Genomic DNA, 20,242 nt, shown 5'->3' with positions numbered 1-20,242 from the left:
GATTATTTCTGCTTTTTCTTTAATGCAAACAGCACCGGAAAAGCAATAGATATCATCCTGAACAGAAGGCTGATAAGATCGCTGCTGAAACCTGTTTTGAGGATCCTTTTTGAAATAAAGGGGATTTTTTCCAACAGTTCTGTTTGATGATAAAGACGGTCGGAAGGGCTTAATAAGACCTTTTTATAATTTTTACAGATCACATAGCAGCCTGCCGTTATCATTGTGGCTCGTTTGGCCGACATAGCGCTGTTGTGAACCCGGTATTTGAACAGCCTTTGCTTTAACCCTAAAAACCTGCCTCCTGCCCGGCTTGCCCTCAGCCAGTAGTCCCAATCTTCATTGCCATAAACGATTGGTTCGGTATCCTGCCAGCCTATCTGCCTCAAAAATGTTCGCCTTATCATTACCGAAAGCACGGGAATATAATTATGTTTCATTAACACAGGATACAGCTCTTGTCCGGTATAAAACCCGCTTAAACTATCGTAAGGTTTTAATTCGGCACCACGCCCGGTTAGATAGTACCCTGCTGTAAAAATTATGTCAACGGGTATATGATGGCTGGTTGCTGCCTCCATTTGGATTTCCAGCTTATCGCACATCCACAGATCGTCAGCATCTAAAAATGCTATCCATGTGCCGGCGGCGAGCCTAAAACCGGTATTCCTGGCGGGCCCCAGCCTCCGGTTTTCCTGGCGGTGATAAATTATCCTGTCGTCCCGATCACGGAGTTCCCTGACTATTGTTGGCGTATCATCCGTAGAGCCATCGTCAATAACAATGAGTTCCCAGTTGCGGTAGGTTTGCTGAAGTACAGTTTCAATTGAATCCTTAATAAATGCCGAAGCGTTGTAAGCCGGCATAATAATACTGATCTGGTCCTGTTGCTTGGTCAAATTTTTATCCAGTTGTTGGGCACTATATTTTCCGCCTGATTGATGGCGCTGCTATCCGCAAACCACTTTTTGGGTGCGATAACAATTTTTTCGCAGGAAGGGTTTAGCCACGCCGCCCACCAGCTGAAGGAACTATTGGCTATAACCTGGTGACTGCAGCTGCTCATGAGCGCCATATCTATCCAATCCTGTTCGCCGGCATCTGTAAAAGTTACGCTATCCTTTAAAAAGGCAAAGCATCCCCGGCACCATGGCATATTATCGGAGAAAATGAAATAATGTGCATCAGTTGTAAGCTTGCCCATGTATGCGATGGCGTTGGTATAATATGAAAGCGGCAAAACGCCGTGATAACTAACTATCCCCGGTTTCAAATAGTCGCCTTGCCTTACGTGAATTGCTACCGATGTTTTATGTGCTTTTATGTTGTTCATCATCAGTGCAAGTTTTTCAGGCAATTCAGGAAAGCTAAACTCATGCAGCAGCAATGGCCTGATGTGGTTAAAGTAAGCCTCGTTTTGAAAATATCCGTCCAGGTAAATAGCACTTTTACCTTTTAAATTAAGATGAACAGCAGGCGATGTGTTATGGTCGCCGATGGTTTTAAGGCCGTTCCACATCAGTTTTTTTAAAAGCCGGTACCCCAAGCCGCTGTCCGTGATTATTTTTCGCCGAAAGGGCTTAAGCACATTAACGCTTATATGCTCAAAAACATCGAGCCTGTATTTTCGGCTGGTAAAAGCATCTGTTGAGGTTGTATTATTTTCTAAGAAAGAAAGATCAACGGTAATAATTTCATTAGGCGAGCAGCCACGCGCCGTTGCGTATTGAAACATCTGGTTGCCTAAGCCGCCCTGCAGTTTGGTAATGGTCATTAAAAGGGGGGAGTTTCCCAGGCGTCTTTCCTCACAAAAATTGTATTGATATAGGTATCGGCGTAAATGATATAGCCACATGCGACGATAAAATCAATAAGCACTTTATTCTTAACACCCTTACGCGAGGTTGAGAATGAAATGGTTTCAACGCACATTACTATCGGGTATTTTTTTGAGTAGTTTATCGATTTAATAATCAACTCGTCAATCCCTTCGGCATCTAAATTTAAAAACTGGGGAAACATGCCATGATTTATTTCTTCAATGATATGATGAAGCGAGTTTATTTTAGTTTTAATTACCGCTGTAATCCTGTAATCGCCCTCATGTATATAATTTTCGGCCTCCTGCTTTGAAAAAGTATTTAATGTTGGTGATGAAATAAGATAAAAATCGGCTTCGCCTTCAGTTTCACCAACGCCGATATTTAAATTGATGTCTTTTTTTCGGTATTTGGTGAATTTTTTAAAAAGGAGGGGATCAGGTTCGATATTGATACCCGTGCTGCCCGATTGATAAAACAATGCGGTGTTGCTCAGGTAACATGGATGGTGTGCGCCGATATCGATATATGAAGGATTTTTGATTTGTAATTCATCAAAGATGAATCTCACGATCAAATCTTCCCCTGATTGCGAAAACGAGGATTTTTTCCACTGTTTTATTTTAGAAAACAACATTTTTAAATTTAAAGCCTATTGCGTTTATACTTGGTTAAGCCTAAAAAAGCGTGTTCGGTAAAGTAATGTGTATTCATATAAAGCTGATCGCCCACACCGTTTTCAAGCTGTGTTTTTAATAGTTTAAATGAATGTGCACTCATGAAATCCTCGATATCCTTTCGCAAGGGTTGGTTCCTATAAAGCGAGGTTTCGGCAACTTCAAGCCATATCAGTTTTATATTTTGAATGCAGTCTCCGGCCCCGATAAGAACGTCAAGCTCAGCACCCTGTACATCCATATGAACAAAGTCAATTGTATTTACTTGGTTGCCGGTTATTATATTTTGCAAAGTATTGGTGTAAACCTCAATTTTGTTATCAAATTTTAGCCACTTAACAGCATCTAAAACTTCTTGTGGTGCAAGCAGCGAACTTGATTTATTTCCAAAATCCCAGTTATCAGGTGGATTTGTATCAGATGGATGGCCCGATGATACATGAAAATCCTGCATCCCTTCGGTTTTGGAAAGTGCCATTTCAAAAAGCCGGACATTGGAAGCATGGTATTGACTGATGTTATCAAGGATGAGTTGCTGGTTTTTAGGCAGGGGTTCGAACGCAAAAATCCGGGCGTTAGGGAAAAGCCTCGAGTATCTGATTGCATCTTCGCCCTCACAACTGCCGATATCAAATATCAGCAGCTTTTCCTGTTTTCTAAAAAAACGGAGCAGGTCTTTTTTTATGGGCAGATCAATATCGAGTATTTTATGACGGTCAAACATAGCGCATCAGTCAGTTTTAGTTAATTGAACAGACATTTGATTCAGTATGATACCTGCATCGTTTGTGCGTATTATTTTTTTATCGAGACTTTTGTGGGCCACCTGCGTGATGGTAAATGAGGCTGCGTTATCAATATACTGAAAGGTTTTTTCATAGGCCGATAACCCCAGGATAAGGGAATAAGTGCCGGCAGCAAATGTCAGGGTATCTTCTGTAAAAACTGCCTCATAAATTCCCGGTTGTATCGTAGCCGCCTCGCTCCAGGTTGATCTTAGGTTTACATCCATCGAGTTTGTTAATCCTAAACCGATAATAAAATGATCGATCTCTTTGTTTATTTTGAAAAAAACACGTAGCTGCCATTGTTGTCCTACAGTTATTTCGTTTATGATATTTGATTCGGTATCTTCTATTTGGAGCCTGTATGCGTAGCCCGGCAAATCGGCGGTTTCTTCATGACCGGATAGTTCAAAAACCGATTTATTAAATGATGAACTGGTTAAGTATGAACTGATAATATCGGCGCTACGGCCTATTGAATTAATGGTGCCATTATGGAGCAATATTGCATTGTTGCATAGCTTTTGAACTGCGGCCATGTTATGGCTAACGAACAAAACCGTACGGCCTTCGCCGCTGCTTACCTCGCCTATTTTGCCCAGGCATTTTTTTTGAAATTCGGCATCTCCAACGGCCAACACCTCATCAACTATCAGGATCTCACTTTCGAGGTGGGCTGCCACAGCAAAGGCCAGGCGTACGTACATACCCGATGAGTAGCGTTTAACTGGTGTGTCGATATATCTTTCAACGCCCGAAAAATTGACGATCTCGTCAAATTTTCGTTTGATCTCGGCTTTGCGCATACCCAGGATGGCTCCATTGAGGTAAATATTTTCCCGGCCGCTCAGCTCCGGGTGAAAACCGGTGCCTACCTCAAGTAAACTGGCTATTCTGCCCCGTAATTTTACCGAGCCGGTAGTGGGGGAGGTCACACGGCTTAATATTTTGAGCAGGGTGCTTTTGCCTGCGCCATTGCGGCCAATAATGCCAACCGCATCGCCTTGTTCAATCTCAAAATTAATATCGTTTAAACTCCATACCACATCACTTTCGCCTTTAGTAGTACGGTCATTGATTTCGCCTATTTTTAAAAAAGGGTCCTCCTTGCCACGCAGACGCGCCCAGAAGCGTTCAAGGTCACGGGAGATGGTGCCTGTGCCAAAATCCCCTAACTGGTAGGCTTTTGAGAGGTTTTCAACTTTGATCGCCTTGCCCATTATACGGTATCAACAAAAGTTTTTTCAACCTTATTAAATATCACTATACCCGCCAGCAGTATTAAAACGGTGCTGACAATACTGTAGCTCAATAGCTCCCAACTAAAACTACCCTTACCCAATAAGCCGTATCTGAAAGTTTCAATAACAGCGGTAATTGGATTAAATTTAATGAGCCAGCTATATTGAGGGTATTTGGTTTGTGCTACCGATAAGGGGTATATTACCGTTGTTGCATACATTAAAAGCGGTACGCCAAAAGTTACTATAAAGGCAAGGTCCCGGTATTTGGTAGTAACTGCTGATATGATCATGCCCAGCCCCAAGCCCAAAGATGCTATCATAATTATAAGCAGCGGCAACAGCAGGGCTGCCAAATTAGGAACAATATATTGGCCTTTTAAAACAAATATGATATACAAGATAATAAAGAGCAGGAATTGAACACCAAACCGGATCAGGTTGGACAGTACGATACTTAAGGGCATAATAAGCCTTGGAAAATATACTTTGCCCAGCATGCCGGCATTGTCTTTAAAAACAGTTGAAGTTTTGTTCAGGCAATCGGCAAAATAGTTCCAAATGATAGTACCGGCAAGATAAAAAAGCGGTTTGGGCAAGCCGTCAACGGGAATACCTGCCAGGTTACCAAATATCAGGGTATAAAACAGAATGGTAACAACAGGTTGAACAAAAAACCACACCGGCCCTAAAATGGTCTGTTTGTAAAAGGAAACAAAATCGCGCCGAACCAGTAGCACAAGCAGGTCGCGGTAGTGCCACACCTCTTTCAGCTTAAGGTCAAGCAGGCTGCTTTTGGCGTTTATTTCAATGTCCCAATGTTCCGTTTGCTGATCACTCATTTATTAGCAGCTGAAGTTTTGTCATATAATCGTGTTCGTTAAAATGTCTTATACATTTCTCCTGTAAGCTTTTGCGGGTATCAGCAGCTATGTGTTTTTGCAAATGCCTTGTTATCGCATTGTGAAGTTCCGCAAGATTATCGGGATCAATGGCTTCGCCCAGTTCACCGTTCCGGATGGCATCAATACTACCATCGGCATTACCGCAAATAACCGGTAAACCGCAGGCAAGGGCTTCTATAAACGCTATGCCGAAACCTTCTTTTTTGCTCGGTAAAACAAAGAGGTCGGCAAGCAGGAAATGTTCGGTAAGTTCAGCTTCATCAATGAAGCCGGTTAAAATTACATGTTCGCCTACGTCATGCGCGGCAATTAATTTTTTTATGCGGATGTGTTCCTGGTCATCATATTTGCCCGAAAGCACATATTTTAATTGCGGGAATTTTGATTTTAGACTGCCAAGCACGCTGATAACCTGGTCATACCCTTTATATTGCTCGGTAGATGCCAGTCGTGTTAGCGAAAATAGGATAAAATCATCGTTGTTTAAACCATAACGCCGCAACAGTTTTTGGGGCTTCGTGAAGATATCGGGCAGACGCATAAAAGGGTCAATGGCATTATTCAGCACAATACATTTCTCTGCATTGAGGTTATGCCGTTTTATCATTTGCTGTTTGGTATAATTGCTTACACAAATTACGCTGTCGCAGTGTTTAAGCATCCGGCGCTTTAAAAATGAAAGCGGACGCCAAACCTCAATGCCGTGTGCTACAAGCCATAACCGGCATTTAGGATTAATCAGTTTAATTAACAGTCCAATGATGGCCAGGTTAATATGGCTTAATATGGCAACATGAGGCTTTGTGGAATGGCCGATGGTTTCCAAAACAAAACCGGCCCGATTTATGCCAAACCCTTTGAAATTGGCTGCAGGTAAATATTGTTCCATCAGGTCGTTTTGCTTGTCATAGGCCGACCAAAGCTCAAAGTCCCATTTATTTATTGCTGCCGCACGGTGCAAAGAATGCCCAAGTGTGCGTGTCATTTTCTGAATGCCGCCGGTGGAACTAAATGTTTGTAAAGTAAAAAGTATTACTTTTTTAGCCATTATTTTGAACATGGTACAAAGCAAATGCCTTTGACCAATGGACTCTGTTGTTTTTGAATTGCCTTATGATATCTTGTGCCGCTTTGCCTTTATAACTATCAGTATTGCTTATTTGTTTATGCCTGTTCATCCAGTTTTGTAAAGGGAAGGTAAACCCCATTTTAGGCCTGTTCCAGATTTCGGAAGGAATAAGGTTGTTGAAACTGTCAATAAGGAGTTTTTTTGGCTGCTTCTTATTAAACCTGATACCCGGTGCTATGCTTCTGGCAGCCAGGATGAAATCTTCATCCAAAAACGGTACCCTCACTTCAAGGCCATGGTGCATACTCATGATGTCGGTATCCCGGAGCAGTTGATTTTGCATATAAAAATGTGTCTCAAACCATTCGGCATGCTCATAATTATAACTGCATGGTGCCTGGGCTGGCGCTGCGCCGAACAATACGTCTTTGATGTAACCTTCACTGGTATCCAGTACAGCGGAGATATCTGCCAGGGAAAACAACCCTCGTAAAGCAAGATAATCGGCGGCAGGATGCTCCACTGTAAGGAGTGTTAACCTCTTATAATGATCGGGCAAAAAATGACCGGATACATTAAATATCGATGAAGGTAACCTGCGCAGGTAACCGAGATATTTTATCCTGTTGAATGAGGGGTAGCCCCCGAACAACTCGTCGGCGCCGACACCCGATAATACGGACTTCAAGCCATCGTCATGGGCATATTTGCTGATAAACCAACTATTGATCCCGTCGGTGGTGGGCATGTCCATGGCACTGATGATCTGCGGCAGAAATGCCTGGAAATCCGGCTCTTTTACCAAGTGCGAAAAATTTTGACCGTTTATTTTATTATTGATGATGCTTTGAAAGCGGCGTTCGTCATAACTTTTTTCATCAAAAAATATAGAAATGGTTTTAAGCTGCTCTTTTTTTTGCTGGTGGGCCAGCAATGTAAGCAGGCTTGAATCAATTCCTCCGCTTAAAAAGACACCAATAGGAGCATCGGCAATTAATTGCCTGTTTACACTTTGGCGAAGTGCATGATGGATCGATTCTCGCGCGTTGTTGTCACTGGTTACTGCATCTGGGAAGCTGTCTGCCTCATATTTGTTTAAAACATAACCGGCGTTCCGGTGGTTCCAACATAAAAAATGTCCCTTGGGCAGGCTGAATACGTTTTTTAATGTAGTATCTGGTTCGGGTATATGGCCAAATGCCAGTAACCTCACCTGCCAGTTTGGATCATTTTCTGTAGCCAGGCCAGCCTGCTTAAACGACCGTACTTCAGATGCAAAACAAAGTTCACCGTTGACAGCCGAATAATACAGCGGCTTTATACCCGCGGTATCGCGTACCAGGTAGGTAAGAGCCTTGCTGACATCATATAGGGCAAAAGCGAACATGCCCCTGAACCTTGCAAAGGCCGCAGCACCCCAGCTCAGGTAGGCCTGGAGAATAACTTCGGTGTCCGTACCCGACCTAAATTGTACTCCTGATCTTAGCAATTCCTGTTTTAATTCAGGGTAGTTGTAAATTTCGCCATTGAAAGTGATCCATGCGTTTTTCCCAACATCCGCCATAGGCTGATGCCCGTTGCTGCTGAGGTCAATAATTGATAACCTGCGGTGGCCGAAGGCGAGATGAAGCTCTTCATCCTCAAATATGCCTTCATCATCGGGGCCGCCGTGCTGTAATGCACTGCACATCAATTTTACTTTGTCTCTGATCTCGTTTGAGGATCGTTTTTCAGAAACGATTCCTGCTATACGGCACATGGTTCATCAAATTTCATAGCTTCGCCCCCTAAGTTACATTGATTTATTGTAACTTATTAGTTATTAATAGCTTATATTGCAGGGCACAAGCTGTATATTAATTGGATTTTTGGGCGATAGTAATAAAATATTAGCTATTGCCCAAAAAATATCTTTTATTTTAAAACCGCTGAATAAGCGATGCCGCAACATTAACAATAATAGAGTAGCCAATACTTTCCAGGCGCAATATCAGTTGTTTTTGCGATCTGAGCGACACCACTTCTCCGGTCATTCCCTTTAAAGCGCCCGCCCTGATCCTGATCTTTTCGCCCGGCTGCAGGTCCTCCTCGGTTATTTCCAATTCATACGGACTCGCCATGAGTAATTTAAGTTCATCGATCTGCTTATCGGGCATAACAGCGGGCTTGCCCGAAAAATAAAGGAACCGCGCGATACCTTTCGTCATTAATACTTCGGCCTGTTCTTGTTCTGTAATATGTACAAACAGGTATGATTTTAAAAACGGTTCTTCCACCCATTTCCTGCGGTCGCTCCATTGTTTAAGCTGGCGGTGCAGGGGCAGGTAAACATTAATGCCTTTGCCCATTAATGCTTCATAAGCTTTTTTTTCGGCCCGTGGGTTGGTGTAAACCGGGTACCATCTGTTTACTGCCATATTAATATTTGTAACAGTTTTTTAAATAAACAAGCTTATTTAAACCATCGTTTTAAATTCCACCATTTTTTCTTTTCATCGTCGAGATAATAGCCCGAACCTTCATAGCCACTGTAATCTGAATAATAGTAATAGCGTGAGCCTGTATTTTCGCCGGTAAACTTGGTGGTGTAATATCTTGAGTGTAACAAATCTTCTTCAAAGGCATTTAAAACAATTACTGTATTATCCAGATGATACTCCTGTGCTATGCGTTGCGGCACAGTTGCAGCATAATATTTTGATTTACCGGAGCGGATTACAAAAACATTGATATCACTTGCCCTGATCAGCGGTATGGCGTCTGATACCAGACCGATAGGAGCAGTATCAATCATGACCACGTCATATTTCGTTTTAAGGGTTTCAATCAAAAGGCTCATCCTTTGGCTGTGTAACAGCTCAGATGGATTCGGCGGTACCGGCCCCGAAACTATAAAATCAAGATTGTCCTGTTCTGAATGATGAATGATATTGTCAATTTCTGTTTGGTGAGCCAGGTAATTGGTTAAGCCAATATCATTGGAAACATGAAAAGTTTTATGAATTCTCGAACGCCGTAAATCGGCTCCTATTAATATCACCTTCTTGTCTATAAGTGATAGTGTACTTGATAGATTTACTGCCACGAATGATTTGCCTTCACCGGCCACCTCGGAGGTTATGCAGATGACCTTGCTGGCTTTTTCTGAAGAAAGAAAGCTGAGGTTGGTACGCACGGACCGGACCGATTCTGCAAAAATGGATTTGGGTTTGCTGATGGCCAGGATCTGCTCGCTGCCTTCATCAAGATCTTCAGGAAACTTCCTGATAACGCCCAGGATAGGTATAGTCGTGAGGCTTTCAATAGTTTCCTTGTCATAGATATAGGGGTTTAATACCCTGATGAGGATGATAAGGCCAAGGCCTATAGCCAACCCTAAAATAATTGCCGTACGGTGGATACTATGTTCATTGGGCGAAACCGGGTTAAAGTTTGGCTGGGCCAGCTCGATGATAGTGGCGCCCGGCAGGATCCCGGCACGGCTGATCTGGGCTTCCAGTTTCTTTTCAGACAGGAAGGAATACACTTTATCATTAATGTCAAAGTCACGCTGCAGGCTCACCATATCGCGCTGGGCTGCAGGAAGGGCAGCTATAGTTGAGTTAACTTGTCCAAGCTGGCTATCAAGATATTGGATGTTTTTTTCAATTCCCGACCGGATCTGTTTGATATTGTTTAAAGCAGTGGTTTTAATTTGGATAATGCTTTGGTTAATGTTTTGAATGGGCTGCGAATCGGGATTATACGTTGTCAATAAACTTGCCCGTTCGGTGATCAGGTTATCCAAACGAACCACCATAGCCTCTAGGGAAGGAAGATTATCACTGCCAACATTAAAGTTTAAGGTTACATTGTTCTTTTCTTTTGTTATTTGACTGCTAAGCTGGTCAAGTGCTATTAATTGTATTTTTAATAATGATTTTTTTGATTCAAACTCCGCTGCCTTATTTGCTGACATAGTTGATGCGGATGTAACATCAAGTATCTTGGATTTTTTCTTGTATTTTTCTATCGAGTTTTCGGAGCCTTTTACTTCGGTCGACAGGTAATCCAGCTGGCTGTCAATAAAATCGATCATTTGTGAGGCTGACTGGGCTTTTTGGTTCCTGTCAAAAATCACATATTCATTCATGATGGCATTAAGCGCGTCTGCGGCAAACTGCGGATTTGAATCTGTTTGCTGAATGGCAATTATATTTGAGTTTTTTGCTGTTTCACCTGCATATAAACTACCCTGGACACGGCCAACAAAATCTTCGGGGGTATTGAACTTAAACAAATAAATGGTTTTGGAGGGAATTACGCCAGGGTATCTTATCCGGAAACTGGTATTGCCTATGGTTACAAGGCCTCCGTAATTGCAGTTGCTTTGGATCTCCTTACCATTGACGGTATAGCTAAGGTTAAAAGTTTGCGGGTTGACCGGTTTAAAACTTATCAGGCTACGGAAAAAGTTTAGGCTATCAAACTTTACAAGGCCAATATCAAGAGGTTTTTGTGGGTAGGTCTCGGAGGTACGTACCCTGCCCGAGATATAAAAGCTGATACGATAGTCGAGGTCTTTTATTGCCGTAAGAATGAGGGTACGGCTGGTTAATACCGAAGTTATACTTTGAATTTTTGATGGCCCGCGTTCGGGCGTGGTCATTACACTGATAATGTCAGAGATCTCTGACTTTTTTTCTTCCACCTTAAGCGTGCCCCCGGTGGCATATGTTTTAGGGGTATACCACAGGTAGGTATAGGAAATAGCAGATGTAATAACGACGGATGCTAATATCCAGTACCAGCGGCTGAATAGTATTTTACCGATCTTAAAATAATCAATTTCCTGGTTGGGCAGCTTTCTTTGTACTTTTTCTAACTCTTCCATTTACCGATGAGAAAGCGTAAAAATAATCAGTGCGGTATTAAGCAGCAGTAAAACCGGCTGCGTTATTACCGACAGGTTTTGCAATTTATCATTGCGTACGGCGCGCTTGTTTTGTGCTATATAAATAACATCACCGCTTTGAAGTATGGCACGGGGATCATTTATTGATTGGATATCCCGGAGGTTAATTTCAGTAATCTGCGGGTTTCTTTGATCACCTCTTATTATTTTTACATTTGCTTCATTAGCCTTATCTGTCAGGCCTCCTGCTTCTCCAATCATTTCAACCAAAGTGGTCCTGTCTTTTGTTAACGGATAGTTTCCCTGCCCTTTTATCTCGCCAAGTATGGTTACCTTAAGATTAACTATCTTTAGTTCAATTATGGGGTCTTTCAGCAGGTTTTTACGGTAAAGTTCCTCAATTTGTTTTGCAGCTTCGGGCCGGGTAAGGCCTGCTACTTTTACGTGGCCGATAACAGGCAGTGCAACAGTACCGTCGTCTTCAACCTGAAACGTTTGCCCGGTAGTGCCTCCCCCTCCGCCCGCATTAGAGGAGGGCGCTTCATCTACTATATACTTTATGTTTTGCAGGTTCCTGATCTGCAATATATCCTGTGCTTTAATGCGGTATGGGCCTGTAGCAGCATCGCTTCCTTTTGATGCGGTATCAGTAACATTATACTTTTGTTCAAAAAGATATTGATATTGTTTGCTTGAGCAAGAGGTGAATAAAAAAAGCACCCCGATAATCAGGCAGGGAAGTATATAATTGCGCATGTTCAGCTATAAAGTTCCACGTTATATTTAATATAATTAGGCTTCAAAGTCAAAATTACATAATTTCGGGGTATTAATACGTTGTATTTTTCCCAAAGTTGCAAGGTTGAAGATCTCGGTTATCACTATTATCTATAATGCACAGGATACTATAAAAAAATGTATCGAATCAGTCATCGGTCAGGATTACAATAACATTGAGTATATTATAATTGACGGAGGCTCAACCGATGGATCCTTGCAAATTATTAGCCAATATAAATCGCATATCAATATTTTGGTATCCGAGCCAGATCATGGTATTTATGATGCGATGAATAAGGGGATCCGTTTAGCAACAGGCACAATAGTGGGTACTCTCAACGCTGATGATTTTTTTGCTGATCAGGAAGTTATATCTGCGATAGCCACCGGCTTTTCGGAGAATGCGGTTGATGTTATTTACGGGAATCTTGACTATATCAATTCATCAGGCAAAATCATCCGTAGATGGAAAAGCCACAAGTGTGGAAGAAGTTCCTTTAACCGGGGTTTTATGCCCCCCCATCCTACCTTTTATTGTAAGCGCGATCTGTTTGAAAAATATGGTTTTTACAGCCTGGAATACGGTTCTGCGGCTGACTACGAATTGATGGTAAGATTTGTGCATAGGTTTCGCGCGAGTATTTTTTATTTGAATAGGGTGATGGTGAAAATGCATTTGGGAGGGGTAAGCAACGGTAGTTTCAAAGGCAGGGTGAAAGCCTGGAGTTCGGACTTGCGGGCAATGCGTAAAAATGGTATCAGATTTCCATTGGTCGCGCTGTTATTGAAGCCGGCCAGGAAATTGGGGCAGTATTTACATTTTTTTTGAAAACCTGACGTCGATTTTACGTTGATAATTAAGATGCAATAGTTTTTACGCTAATCAAATACGGTTTATGCTTGAATTTTTACGACCGTATCATTTTTTTTACAATTTACTCGTTGTGGTTTATCAACCTTGGTCACCCGGATGTGTATTCCATCTGTTTTGCACGTAGCGCGGGCCTGGCATTTGTGCGACGATGTCGGGCATTTCCGGAAGGAGCATGATCATGGGATACCACGTCTTGGCGGCGTGGCGATTTTTGTCAGCTTCAATATCACATTGCTTATAGTTGGAATAATTGATAAATCACTGCTGGTTAATTATATGTTGGCAGCATGTATTATTTTGTTTGCCATGGGATTAAAAGATGATCTTTACGGAGTAAATTCGAGCACAAAATTTATGATTCAGGCTTTTGCCGCAGGGGGCGTCGTTTTGCCTGCCGATATCCGCGTTACCAGTATGTACGGTATCTTCGGTATTTATAATTTGCCTTATATCCCAAGTGCCTTATTATCAATTTTGCTGATTATGTTGATTGTCAATTCCTTTAATCTGATTGATGGTATAGACGGCTTAGTTGCCACAACAGGTATTATTGTGAATTGTACTTTCGCATTTTTGTTTATATACCTCCGGCAATACGAACTTGCTGCAATTGGTCTGACTATGTCGGGTGCAATACTTGGCTTTTTGTGTTTTAACCTGGCACCTGCCAAGATTTTCATGGGAGATACCGGAGCCCTGATGATCGGTTTGATTTCCGCGGTAATGGCACTGAAATTTATTTCGTTAAGCACGGTGCCAAGTAATGGATTGCCTCTATGGTTATCGCGATCCTGGCTGGACCTGTGTTTGATACGTTAAGGGTTTTTTATTAAGGCTGTCGAAAGGAAAATCTCCTTTTAAAGCAGACCGGAACCATATTCATCGCTGGTTATTAAAATTTGGCTTAAGCCACGGTCAGACCACTTTATTTCTTTCGGTAATAAGTTTATTATTGATAGGGGAGCGTCTTTTTGTTAAGGGACTCGGCAATTCGTTGTTGATCAGTCTTATATTTTTTACATCTGCAGGCGCTGATTGGGGCATTAGCATATTGTTACGCAGGAAGAAACGCCGGGATGCCGTTTTTCGTCGTGTAACTGGAAATGAATAAGTAAATTCGTTTTTACATCCTTTAAACATTGGAATAATATAATGGCGTTATATGATAGCATGTTTGTTTGGTTTAACGACAGCATATCAGGGGAACTCGGACGTTTAGCTTATTCCGACGATTTGATTACAAGCAATTGATCGCTTTTAAAACAATTGCCTCTAAACTATTTAGCACACTCTTTTTCAGCACTACGGTTTGCCTGTCTATATGGACGAATCAATAGCACTAACCCCCTTTTTACCAATTATTTTCTCACCGTAGGGATTTAAATACAAGTACTGAAGGTGGTCATTTTTAAGATTGGCAAGTAGGTCGATCAAGTGCGGTTTATCCCGCCTAACATTAAAATAGAAAAAAAATGATGTTAGGCATAGATAGGCGTACCTGTTTAAAGGGCATAATGTAGACTAACATTAAAATTTAAATACTTTAATGTTAGCCCTATTGATTATATGTATATTTGATGTCATAAAACCACTCTAACATTAAAATTATTGATTTTTAATGTATAAAAACAATAGCATGCCCTACCAAGTTAATCCTGATCGTAATATCCCTTGGAACGGTTTACCCGAATTACCTATAGATAAAACCCTTTACGAAACCGTAGAAGTATATGCGCAATTAGGCAATGCAAAGGCCGCGTTGGGGAGGTTACAAGGGCGAAGCATTGCAATTCCTAATCAGGGATTACTCATTAATTCCATTAGTTTGCAGGAGGCCAAAGCGTCAAGTGCTATTGAAAATATTTTTACAACTGATGATGAATTGTATAAAGCTTTTAGCGAACAGCGTATAGAGCAGCTGCATGGGGCATCAAAAGAAGTCCTGAAGTACCGGGAAGCACTTTGGAAAGGATACGATTATCTGAAAAGGAACGATACATTCGACGAAGCATATTTTATATCCATATATAGAGAAATCAAAGAATTAAACGATGGCATACGCCTGCCCTCATCCGGAATATATATTAAACAAGGAGGATCAGGCTCCAATGCCGGTAAAGCATTTTATACTCCTCCGAGGGGGCCGGGTATTGTCGAAGCGAAGCTAGCTAACCTGATAGAATTTGTAAACGATGATAAACAATTTCCGGTAGACCCGCTTCTGAAAATGGGTATCGGACACTTGCAATTCGAGGCAATCCACCCTTTCACAGATGGGAATGGCCGGGCTGGCCGGATATTTAATATTCATTACCTCACACAAAAGGGCTTATTGGACTATCCTATCCTATTCTTAAGTAAATATATCATGGATCATAAAGATGATTACTACAGCGGGCTGGCCGGAGTAACTCAAAGAGGGGATTGGAAAACTTGGCTAATTTATATATTGAAAGCCATTGAAGCGACAGCGAACCTTACCTACGACAAAATCAATGATATTATTAATGCAAAGGATTCGATTTTACAGGCAGTGGTCGCCGACTCAAATATAGCACGGCCCGAATCATTGGTAAACGCACTATTTACCCAACCTTATACCAAGGTGAAACACTTGACAACGTCGGGGATTTATGCGGAAAATACGGCGAGGAAATATCTAGATGAATTAGCCAAAATGCGTATTCTTGAAAAGAGGAGCATGGAGGGGAATAACTATTATTTAAATCTTGAACTATATCGCATATTAGGTGAGTAGGGTAGTCATTACCTACCGGAAGTGTTAACTACCAACGCTATAAATGAGAAATAAGCGACCTCAATGGATCAAAAAAAGCTACCGGTAATTGGTGAATATGCCGCTCATATCTTTACGTAGAATAAATCAAATTGGCAAGAGGGTGCGTTTTTTTAATTTATTCCGGGTTACTATTTTTAGTGAGAGAAATTGAGATGATTATTGCGGGGCTAAAAACTGCATAGTGTTAAAAAAAATCGTTAATTTTGAATTAAGAAACATGTTCTTTCCAAGAATCGTCAAAATAGAACCAAAGTTATAGGGTAACTTTTCGGGTAACAAGGGCGGTAGTTGATTTTATAATCACTTCTCAATGAGGTATATAGTTGTGAGTAGGCTAGCCAAAACCGGTTCCGTCCATTCCGCTAAAAGATGTCAAAATTGCCTAAAAGCCTGTAAATTATCGATTTACAGGCTTTTTTATTTGCAAAAGAACAATAAATTATCCTTGTTTTGACGCCTCGGTTTGATTTTTGTAACTTTGTTACATGTCGAAAGCAGAAACACTTCAAGATTTTTATCAAAGAAAGGTTAACTGGCTGCCCGGTAACCTTCAGCAAAGCATCGGTCACTTTAATGTATTCAGGATAGAGGATTGTATTGGCCCTAACGCCAAGCAGGTAACCTACAGCCGCCGTACCTTTTATAAGATCAGCCTGATGCGCGGCGATAACATCATTCACTATGCCGATAAAAGTATCAAGCTTTCGGGCTCAACGCTGATGTTCTTCAGCGCCATGGTACCTTATACATTTGAGCACATGTCTGATGATCGAACAGGTTTCTTCTGCATATTTACCGAGGAGTTTTTTCTGGAGAAATTCAGGACAGGGTTAAGCGAGTTCCCGATGTTTGGCCTTAATGCCAAGCCGGTTTACGCCTTAAATGATGAACAGGATGCCTATGTAACCGCTCTTTTTCAGAAAATGCTGTCTGAGATCAATACCGAGTATGCCTTTAAATATGATCTGCTCCGCAATTATGTTACGGAGGTAATTTATTATGCGCTTAAAACGGAACCATCCGAAAATGTTTATAAACATGTAGATGCCAAATCGCGCATAACATCGGTATTTACCGAGTTGCTGGAACGGCAGTTTCCTATTGAAACCCCTTCGCAACGGTTTGCATTGCGATCGGCAAATGATTTTGCACAACGGCTTTCGGTGCATGTAAACCACCTCAACAGGGCCATTCGCGACACCACAGGCAAGACCACTACCGATCATATTGCCGACAGGCTGCTGAGCGAAGCCAAATCATTATTAAGGCATACCGACTGGAATATTTCTGAAATTGGCTACTGCCTGGGCTTTGAGGAGCCTACACATTTTAATAACTTTTTCAAGAAACAAACCCAACAAACGCCAAGTTCATTTCGAAATGTTTGAATTTTGTAACCTTTGGTTTGATTAATGTAATGCGCCCCCTTTGTTGCTGCTGTAACTTTGTTTTATCTCAAATAAACAAAGCAAACAATTTTTATGGACAACAACAAAGTATGGTTTATTACCGGGGCTTCGAAAGGTTTTGGCCTCAGCTTAGTAAAACAACTACTGGGTGCAGGACAGCTTGTTGCCGCTACTTCCAGAAATTTACAGGAATTAACCGCTGCGGTTAATACAACAAGCAATAGTTTTTTACCCCTACAGGTCGATCTGGTAAACGATAGCAGCGTATCGCTCGCATTACAACACACTTATGAAGCTTTTGGCCGTATCGATGTAGTTATCAACAATGCCGGTTATGGCATAGGTGGCGCTATTGAAGAACTTAGTGATGCCGAAACACGCATGGCATTTGATGTAAACGTATTTGGAACGCTGAACGTGGTCCGTGCGGTAATGCCTTACCTGCGTAGGCAGCGCTCAGGCCATATCATCAACATTTCATCTATTGCCGGTATTACAGCCAACACAGGCTGGGCAATTTATGCCGGAGCTAAATACGCGGTGATCGGTATTTCGGAAGTACTTGCTGCGGATGTTAAAGAATTTGGCATTAAGGTAACCGTAGTTGCTCCGGGCGCTTTTCGCACGAGTTTTCTTACTGCAGGGTCACTTTCAATTACTGACAATCAAATTGATGATTATACAGAAGTACGTGCCACTCATAACAAATATCTCAAAATGGACGGCAAGCAAGCCGGTGACCCGGAAAAAGCGGCGACTGCTATTATCAACACAGTTTATGAAGAAAACCCACCATTATACCTGTTATTAGGCGGCGATGCATACAATCGCGCTTTGGCAAAGCTTGATACTTTACACAGTGAAATAAGGCAGTGGGAGGATGTAACCTGCTCAACTGATTTCTAAATTTAATTCCGTTTACCCTATATCTACCTATATAAACAATAAATGGAAAGTATCAAGGATAAAGTGATTGTAATAACCGGTGCCAGCAGTGGCATCGGTGCATCTGCTGCCCGCAAGCTGGCACAACTTGGAGCCAAAGTGGTTTTGGCTGCCCGCCGCGAAAGTCAGTTGAAAGACCTGGTACAGGAAATTGGCGAAAATGCCATTTATGTATTAACTGATGTTGCCAGGCGAACCGACCTGGATAACGTCATCCAACAAGCCATAGCCAAATTTGGCCGCGTTGATGTAATGTGGAACAATGCCGGCATCATGCCCATATCTTTTTTTGAAGAAGGTCATGTTGATGAGTGGGACAAAATGATCGACATTAATATTAAGGGTGTATTGTACGGGATTAATGCTGTACTGCCCCACATGCTTGAACGCGGCCAGGGGCATATCCTCTCCACATCATCGGTTGGCGGTTTAAAAACCTCGCCGGGCATCGGGGTTTACAGCGGCACCAAATTCGCGGTTAAGGCTATTATGGAAACCCTGCGCGAGGAAGTGGCCCAAACCATTAAGGTAACAACCATTTACCCCGGTGCTACAAAATCCGAGTTAGGGTATGACATTACCAGTCCGAAGATTAGGCGCTTGTACGGCAACCTTGCCAACATGCCAAAACTTGATGAGGAGGCTATAGCCAACGCGGTGATTTACGCTATAAGCCAGCCGGGTAATATCTCTGTTAACGAGGTGGTGGTACGGCCGCTTGGGCAAACACGCTAATATCAGTCATCCTGTCAAAATAGGTGAAAATCATAAACAATCACTAAAATCGTAACAAGTAAAATCAAAATCTATCAAAATACAACATATGGAAAACAACAAAGTATGGTTTGTAACTGGTGCCTCAAAAGGACTGGGACTTGCCTTAATAAAAAAGCTATTGAATGAAGGCTATAAAGTAGCCGCTACATCGCGCAATTTAAGCGATCTGACCAAAGCAGTTGACACGCAAAACGAGCAGTTTTTGCCACTCGCCGTTAACTTAACCAGCGAAGATAGTGTACAGGAAGCGGTTGAGCATACTGTAAAAACCTTCGGAAAAATTGACGTTATTGTCAACAACGCCGGTTACGGCTTATTGGGCGGTATTGAAGAATTGACCGACCGCGAGGCCCGTGATAACTTTGAGGTTAACGTATTTGGATCATTGAATGTGATCCGCAAAGTGCTGCCTTATTTGCGTGCTCAAAAATCAGGTCATATTTTAAATGTATCATCGATAGGCGGATTCACAGGGGCGTTCGCGGGTGCAGGTATTTATTGTGCTACCAAATTTGCCGTTAATGGTTTCTCCGAAACATTATCGGCCGAAGTGGCGCCCTTTGGCATTAAGGTTACTATTGTACAGCCAGGTTATTTCAGGACTAACTTCCTTTCAACCGGTTCATTGGCAGTGCCTCAAAACCAGATAGCCGACTATCAGAATGTACGCGATGCAATTAATTTTCACCAGAACGACATGGACCAGCAACAGGCCGGCGACCCTGAAAAGGCAGCCGCAGCCATGATCAGCATAACCACAGAAGCCAAGCCGCCGCTTAATTTGTTTTTGGGCGAGGATGCGTATGGCCTGGCAGAACAAAAGCTGGCATTCGTTCAAAACGAATTAGAAACATGGAAAGAACTAACGCTTTCAACAGCAATACAACAATAAATGCTCACCATTATATAGGTGTGTGGATTACCCGCGACGGGTTTATCCGTCACGAATTTTTGCCTAACGGTCGCTACACTGAGGCCCGGGGCGACAAACAAAATGCCTACACAGGTTATTACAGCGTATTAGGGAACCACGTTGAATATCTTGATGATACCGGCTTTACCGCCGAAGGCGATTTCAGGGATGGCGTGTTTTACCACGCCGGCATGGTATTGTACAAGGAAACAGCGTAACGAATATATCAAATATCCGGTTGTCATTTCTACAAACCCAGCCCGGAAATGTATGTGAGCGGAAATCTTCTGCACCATGCCTTATTAACTATGCATGGTGTAGACGATTTCTTTTTCGTGCCGCTCACCGGCCAT

Annotated in this window: 19 protein-coding genes; 8 read left to right on the top strand and 11 right to left on the bottom strand. The window is 42.1% G+C overall.

All coding sequences use genetic code 11. The annotated features are described in order from the left end of the window. Positions 1-2 precede the first annotated feature (2 nt). From SNE26_RS20160 to SNE26_RS20110, 11 genes are all read right to left on the bottom strand, one after another. Positions 3-899 carry a glycosyltransferase family A protein gene (locus SNE26_RS20160; protein ID WP_321555696.1) on the bottom strand — a complete coding sequence of 299 codons (897 nt, stop codon included), beginning with the start codon at positions 897-899 and terminating at the stop codon, positions 3-5. Beyond that, the gene (locus SNE26_RS20155; RefSeq protein ID WP_321555695.1) at positions 896-1,855 is read right to left on the bottom strand and encodes an alpha-1,2-fucosyltransferase; all 960 of its coding nucleotides are present in this window, start codon (positions 1,853-1,855) and stop codon (positions 896-898) included. The genes SNE26_RS20160 and SNE26_RS20155 overlap by 4 nt, the downstream gene beginning before the upstream one ends. Continuing rightward, positions 1,774-2,391 carry an FkbM family methyltransferase gene (locus SNE26_RS20150; protein WP_321555694.1) on the bottom strand — a complete coding sequence of 206 codons (618 nt, stop codon included), beginning with the start codon at positions 2,389-2,391 and terminating at the stop codon, positions 1,774-1,776. The genes SNE26_RS20155 and SNE26_RS20150 overlap by 82 nt, the downstream gene beginning before the upstream one ends. A gap of 74 nt (positions 2,392-2,465) precedes the next feature. Continuing rightward, complete coding sequence (locus SNE26_RS20145; protein WP_321555693.1) at positions 2,466-3,221, bottom strand: FkbM family methyltransferase; 756 nt, start codon at positions 3,219-3,221, stop codon at positions 2,466-2,468. 6 nt (positions 3,222-3,227) lie between these two features. Beyond that, complete coding sequence (locus SNE26_RS20140; RefSeq protein ID WP_321555692.1) at positions 3,228-4,502, bottom strand: ABC transporter ATP-binding protein; 1,275 nt, start codon at positions 4,500-4,502, stop codon at positions 3,228-3,230. Continuing rightward, entirely contained in the window at positions 4,502-5,365 is an 864-nt protein-coding gene (locus SNE26_RS20135) for an ABC transporter permease (protein ID WP_321555691.1), read from the bottom strand. Before SNE26_RS20135 ends, SNE26_RS20140 begins: the two co-directional genes overlap by 1 nt. After that, on the bottom strand, positions 5,358-6,476 hold the full coding sequence (locus SNE26_RS20130; protein ID WP_321555690.1) for a glycosyltransferase family 4 protein: 1,119 nt from the start codon (positions 6,474-6,476) through the stop codon (positions 5,358-5,360). The genes SNE26_RS20135 and SNE26_RS20130 overlap by 8 nt, the downstream gene beginning before the upstream one ends. Further along, complete coding sequence (asnB, locus tag SNE26_RS20125; protein ID WP_321555689.1) at positions 6,469-8,256, bottom strand: asparagine synthase (glutamine-hydrolyzing); 1,788 nt, start codon at positions 8,254-8,256, stop codon at positions 6,469-6,471. The genes SNE26_RS20130 and asnB overlap by 8 nt, the downstream gene beginning before the upstream one ends. 160 nt (positions 8,257-8,416) lie before the next feature. Further along, positions 8,417-8,914, bottom strand: a complete 498-nt coding sequence (locus SNE26_RS20120) for a UpxY family transcription antiterminator (RefSeq protein WP_321555688.1) — start codon at positions 8,912-8,914, stop codon at positions 8,417-8,419. Positions 8,915-8,949: 35 nt separating this feature from the next. Continuing rightward, positions 8,950-11,370, bottom strand: a complete 2,421-nt coding sequence (locus tag SNE26_RS20115) for a polysaccharide biosynthesis tyrosine autokinase (RefSeq protein WP_321555687.1) — start codon at positions 11,368-11,370, stop codon at positions 8,950-8,952. Further along, positions 11,371-12,147 carry a polysaccharide biosynthesis/export family protein gene (locus SNE26_RS20110; RefSeq protein WP_321555686.1) on the bottom strand — a complete coding sequence of 259 codons (777 nt, stop codon included), beginning with the start codon at positions 12,145-12,147 and terminating at the stop codon, positions 11,371-11,373. A 106-nt stretch (positions 12,148-12,253) separates the two neighbouring features. On the opposite strand from SNE26_RS20110, the gene SNE26_RS20105 reads away from it, so the two are divergent. From SNE26_RS20105 to SNE26_RS20070, 8 genes are all read left to right on the top strand, one after another. Then, entirely contained in the window at positions 12,254-13,000 is a 747-nt protein-coding gene (locus tag SNE26_RS20105) for a glycosyltransferase family 2 protein (RefSeq protein ID WP_321555685.1), read from the top strand. Between the two features lie 141 nt (positions 13,001-13,141). Beyond that, positions 13,142-13,864, top strand: a complete 723-nt coding sequence (locus tag SNE26_RS20100; RefSeq protein WP_321555684.1) for an MraY family glycosyltransferase — start codon at positions 13,142-13,144, stop codon at positions 13,862-13,864. 817 nt (positions 13,865-14,681) lie between these two features. Beyond that, on the top strand, positions 14,682-15,803 hold the full coding sequence (locus SNE26_RS20095) for a Fic/DOC family N-terminal domain-containing protein (RefSeq protein WP_321555683.1): 1,122 nt from the start codon (positions 14,682-14,684) through the stop codon (positions 15,801-15,803). Between the two features lie 527 nt (positions 15,804-16,330). Continuing rightward, the gene (locus tag SNE26_RS20090; protein WP_321555682.1) at positions 16,331-17,233 is read left to right on the top strand and encodes a helix-turn-helix transcriptional regulator; all 903 of its coding nucleotides are present in this window, start codon (positions 16,331-16,333) and stop codon (positions 17,231-17,233) included. Between the two features lie 93 nt (positions 17,234-17,326). Beyond that, positions 17,327-18,160: an oxidoreductase gene (locus SNE26_RS20085; RefSeq protein ID WP_321555681.1), complete on the top strand. Its 834-nt coding sequence runs from the start codon at positions 17,327-17,329 to the stop codon at positions 18,158-18,160. 42 nt (positions 18,161-18,202) lie between these two features. After that, entirely contained in the window at positions 18,203-18,934 is a 732-nt protein-coding gene (locus SNE26_RS20080; RefSeq protein WP_321555680.1) for an SDR family oxidoreductase, read from the top strand. Positions 18,935-19,022: 88 nt separating this feature from the next. Continuing rightward, positions 19,023-19,868 (top strand): oxidoreductase, encoded by an 846-nt coding sequence (locus tag SNE26_RS20075; RefSeq protein ID WP_321555679.1) that lies wholly within the window; start codon positions 19,023-19,025, stop codon positions 19,866-19,868. After that, entirely contained in the window at positions 19,829-20,107 is a 279-nt protein-coding gene (locus tag SNE26_RS20070) for an Atu4866 domain-containing protein (protein ID WP_321555678.1), read from the top strand. The genes SNE26_RS20075 and SNE26_RS20070 overlap by 40 nt, the downstream gene beginning before the upstream one ends. Positions 20,108-20,242: the final 135 nt, after the last annotated feature.

It is taken from the genome of Mucilaginibacter sp. cycad4 (assembly GCF_034263275.1).
Taxonomy (GTDB): domain Bacteria; phylum Bacteroidota; class Bacteroidia; order Sphingobacteriales; family Sphingobacteriaceae; genus Mucilaginibacter.
The sequence above is the reverse complement of the archived record's forward strand: the minus strand, read 5'-3'. Positions and strand labels throughout refer to the sequence as shown.

Bases quoted from the DNA above. Each gene is read 5' to 3' on its own strand.
- SNE26_RS20130 (WP_321555690.1), bottom strand. From the start codon at position 6,476: ATGGCTAAAAAAGTAATACTTTTTACTTTACAAACATTTAGTTCCACC.
- SNE26_RS20080 (WP_321555680.1), top strand. From the start codon at position 18,203: ATGGAAAGTATCAAGGATAAAGTGATTGTAATAACCGGTGCCAGCAGT.
- SNE26_RS20100 (WP_321555684.1), top strand. From the start codon at position 13,142: ATGTGTATTCCATCTGTTTTGCACGTAGCGCGGGCCTGGCATTTGTGC.
- SNE26_RS20075 (WP_321555679.1), top strand. From the start codon at position 19,023: ATGGAAAACAACAAAGTATGGTTTGTAACTGGTGCCTCAAAAGGACTG.
- SNE26_RS20135 (WP_321555691.1), bottom strand. From the start codon at position 5,365: ATGAGTGATCAGCAAACGGAACATTGGGACATTGAAATAAACGCCAAA.
- SNE26_RS20145 (WP_321555693.1), bottom strand. From the start codon at position 3,221: ATGTTTGACCGTCATAAAATACTCGATATTGATCTGCCCATAAAAAAA.
- SNE26_RS20140 (WP_321555692.1), bottom strand. From the start codon at position 4,502: ATGGGCAAGGCGATCAAAGTTGAAAACCTCTCAAAAGCCTACCAGTTA.
- SNE26_RS20090 (WP_321555682.1), top strand. From the start codon at position 16,331: ATGTCGAAAGCAGAAACACTTCAAGATTTTTATCAAAGAAAGGTTAAC.
- SNE26_RS20115 (WP_321555687.1), bottom strand. From the start codon at position 11,370: ATGGAAGAGTTAGAAAAAGTACAAAGAAAGCTGCCCAACCAGGAAATT.
- SNE26_RS20085 (WP_321555681.1), top strand. From the start codon at position 17,327: ATGGACAACAACAAAGTATGGTTTATTACCGGGGCTTCGAAAGGTTTT.
- SNE26_RS20120 (WP_321555688.1), bottom strand. From the start codon at position 8,914: ATGGCAGTAAACAGATGGTACCCGGTTTACACCAACCCACGGGCCGAA.
- SNE26_RS20110 (WP_321555686.1), bottom strand. From the start codon at position 12,147: ATGCGCAATTATATACTTCCCTGCCTGATTATCGGGGTGCTTTTTTTA.
- SNE26_RS20155 (WP_321555695.1), bottom strand. From the start codon at position 1,855: ATGTGGCTATATCATTTACGCCGATACCTATATCAATACAATTTTTGT.
- SNE26_RS20095 (WP_321555683.1), top strand. From the start codon at position 14,682: ATGCCCTACCAAGTTAATCCTGATCGTAATATCCCTTGGAACGGTTTA.
- asnB (WP_321555689.1), bottom strand. From the start codon at position 8,256: ATGTGCCGTATAGCAGGAATCGTTTCTGAAAAACGATCCTCAAACGAG.
- SNE26_RS20070 (WP_321555678.1), top strand. From the start codon at position 19,829: ATGGAAAGAACTAACGCTTTCAACAGCAATACAACAATAAATGCTCAC.